Source organism: Roseitalea sp. (assembly GCF_984466335.1).
Genome location: NZ_CFIFWG010000231.1, coordinates 1 through 3,050, shown reverse-complemented (window position 1 = coordinate 3,050; position 3,050 = coordinate 1). Strand labels below are relative to the sequence as shown.

The 3,050-nt window shown below is 71.5% G+C and carries 3 protein-coding genes; 2 read left to right on the top strand and 1 reads right to left on the bottom strand.

What is annotated here, in order from left to right; genetic code table 11:
- Together AC5E6L_RS14850 and AC5E6L_RS14845 are read left to right on the top strand one after the other, a co-directional pair.
- On the top strand, positions 1-1,021 hold a 1,021-nt coding region (locus tag AC5E6L_RS14850), incomplete at its 5' end, for a phytoene desaturase family protein (RefSeq protein ID WP_491774337.1).
- A gap of 26 nt (positions 1,022-1,047) precedes the next feature.
- The gene (locus AC5E6L_RS14845; protein ID WP_491229665.1) at positions 1,048-1,929 is read left to right on the top strand and encodes a carotenoid 1,2-hydratase; all 882 of its coding nucleotides are present in this window, start codon (positions 1,048-1,050) and stop codon (positions 1,927-1,929) included.
- Positions 1,930-1,938: 9 nt separating this feature from the next.
- On the opposite strand, the gene AC5E6L_RS14840 is transcribed toward AC5E6L_RS14845, so the two are convergent.
- On the bottom strand, positions 1,939-2,991 hold the full coding sequence (locus AC5E6L_RS14840) for a phytoene/squalene synthase family protein (RefSeq protein ID WP_491774335.1): 1,053 nt from the start codon (positions 2,989-2,991) through the stop codon (positions 1,939-1,941).
- Between the last annotated feature and the right edge of the window lie 59 nt (positions 2,992-3,050).

The following is a 3,050-nucleotide window of genomic DNA, read 5'->3' as shown; positions in this document are numbered from 1 at the left end:
CTATTTCCCCGACCGGCGCCTGCGGCAGCTGTTCGGGCGCTACGCCACCTATGTGGGCTCGTCCCCGTTCGCCACGCCCGCCACATTGATGCTCGTCGCCCATGTCGAGCAGGAGGGCGTCTGGATGGTCGGGGGCGGCATGCACGCGCTGGCGCGGGGCCTTGTGCGCCTGGGCGCGGCGCGCGGCGCGCGCTACCGGTTCGGCGCCGGCGTCGCCCGCATCCTCACCGATGGGGATCGGTTCGCGACCGGCGTCGTGCTCGACGATGGCGAGGTGATCGGGGCACGGGCGGTCGTCTTCAACGGCGATGTCTCGGCGCTCGGCGCGGGGCTGATGGGCGCGGCGGCGCGGGCAGCGGCACGCAGGCCCGTGGCGCCGGCGGACCGGTCCCTGTCGGCGATGGCGATCGCCGGCACGATCCCCCTGGCGGACTTCCCGCTCGCCCACCACACCGTCCTGTTCGCGCCCGATTATGCCGCCGAGTTCTCGGCCATCTTCCGGGAACGCCGGATCGCCGCCCGGCCGACCGTCTATATCTGCGCGCAGGACCGCGGCGCCGACGGCACGTTGTGCCCGGCGGCGCGGCGCGCGGGGCGCGAGCGGGTTTTGATGCTGGTCAACGCGCCCGCCGACGGAGACATGAAAGACGATGACGACCAAGAGATCGACCGATGCCTGACAACGACACTCAATCAACTGGCCCGTTGCGGAATGACCCTCGACCGCTCGGCCCTGACGGCGAAGGTGACGGCGCCGGCGCGGTTCGCCCGGCTGTTTCCGGGCAGCGGTGGCGCGCTTTACGGCCGGGCGACGCACGGATGGCTGGCGAGCTTCCGAAGGTCCGGCGCGCGGACGGCGCTCAGGGGCCTCTATCTGGCGGGGGGGAGCGTCCATCCGGGGCCGGGCGTGCCGATGGCGACGCTTTCCGGGATGCAGGCGGCGGACGCCTTTCTGTCGGACCGGCCTTCGACGCCATCGTCCCCGCCGCCGGATATCTGTGGTGGTATGTCGACGGGCTGAGCGCGTGCGGGCGCTACGGCGTATCGGTGATCGCGTTCGTCGGCTCGGTCTTTTCGCCTTACTATGCCTGGCGCGGGCGACGCGATCCGGACGACCATGTGTGCATCAACGTCGCGCTCTACGCGCCCGGCGGCAATCGCTGGACGATGACCGAGCGCGGCCGCGCCGCCATGCGCCGCGATGCCGCCCATTTCCGCGTCGGTCCGAGCCAACTGGCCTGGCACGGGGGGCGGCTGACCGTCGATTTCGACGAGATCGCCGTGCCGCGCCCGCCGCGCCAATGGCTGCCCGAGCGCGTGGCCGGCCGCATCACCCTGTCGCCGCATGCCGTAACCGGCAGGGCCTTCGACATCGACGCCCAGGGCCGGCAGCGCTGGTGGCCGATCGCGCCGTCGGGCGACATCGCGCTTGCGTTCACCAAAGGCTCGATGCCCGACTGGTCCGGCCACGGCTATCTCGATTCCAACTGGGGCGAGACCGGGCTCGAAAACAGTTTCGCGCGCTGGGACTGGGCGCGCGGCGCCATGCCGGGCGGCCGGTCCGTCATCCTCTACGACACCGAACGGCTCGACGGCTCGCGCGGCTTCCTCGTGCTCCATTTCGACAGGGACGGCACGGTCGCCGAGCGGGACCCGCCGCCCTATACGAGGCTCAAGCGCGGCTTCTGGGGCGTCGAACGCGGCGCGCACGCCGATCCCGGCCATGTGCCGACACTCGTCGAAACGCTTGAGGACGGGCCGTTCTATCTGCGCCAGAGCGTCGATACGGTGCTGTTCGGCCAGAGCGTGCGGCTGATGCATGAGAGCTTTTCGGGACGGCGTTTCGCCAACCCGCTCGTCAAGGCCATGCTCCCGTTCCGCATGCCGCGCCGGGCGCGCTATCGGCGCCGGGGGCCGGCTCAAGCCTGAATGCGGGGGTCAGCTCCGGGAGCCGGCGGCCATGTGCGCCCGCTGCTGGCGTTCGCGGGCATTGCCGATGATCTCCAGCATGCGGCCCAGCTTGGCGTCCACCGACCGTGGCACGATCGGACCGGGCGCGGCGGCGATGTCGACGAGGAAGGCCGCCGCCGGATCGGCCGCATCGCCCATGGGCGGCCGGAACGGAAAGGGCGTCAGCGCGGCGATCGCGATCAGTTCGCCCTTGCGCCGCCGGCTCGTATGGGCGCGCCTGTCGATCGAATTGCAGCCCGCTTTCCGGATTTCGCGGCCGATCTCGCGATAGACGAAGGCGGCGCCGCGGATCGCCGGACGGCAATCGACGGGAAGCCCCCCGACGCCGGTCAGGGCGCGGTCATAGAGCCGGTCCGCCTGGTCGAGCAGGCGCGCGACGACGCGGCCGAGGCGCGGCGTGAAGGCCGGCGCGGCAAGCAGCGCATCGGGGTCGACCGCTTCCTCGGCGAGCCAGTCGAGCGGCAGGTAGATGCGGCCGCGGCGGGCATCCTCGCCCACGTCGCGCGCAATGTTTGTCAGCTGCATGGCAAGGCCGAGATCGGCGGCACGGGCCAGCACGGCCCGGTCGCGGCGGCCCATCGCCATGGCCATCATGACGCCCACGGTCGATGCCACGCGCGCCGCATAGGCCTTCAGTTCGTCAAGCGTATGATAGGCGCGCCCCGCCTCGTCCCATTCGAACCCCTCGATCAGCGCCATCGGCACCCCGATCGGGATCCGGTAGGTCTGTGCGACGGCGGCGAAGGCGCGATCGCAGACGAGATCGATCGGCCGGCCGGCATAGATCCGTTCGAGCCGCTCCCTGAGGCGCTGCGAGGCGCGCCCGTCATTGCCGGTGTCGTCGACCAGATCGTCCGATGAGCGGCAGAAGGCATAGAGCGCGCGCGCGCCCAGGCGCACATCGCGCGGCAGAAGGCGCGAGGCGGCGTGAAAGCTCTTCGAGCCGGCCCGGATCGACTGGTGGCAAAGCCGCCGGTCGCGGGCGCTCAGAAGGGGGGTCTTACGCGCGTTCGCGGGCATGGGGCACCAGCTTGTCGAGAATCGCCGCCGAGGAGACGACGCCGGGCAGGCCCGCGCCG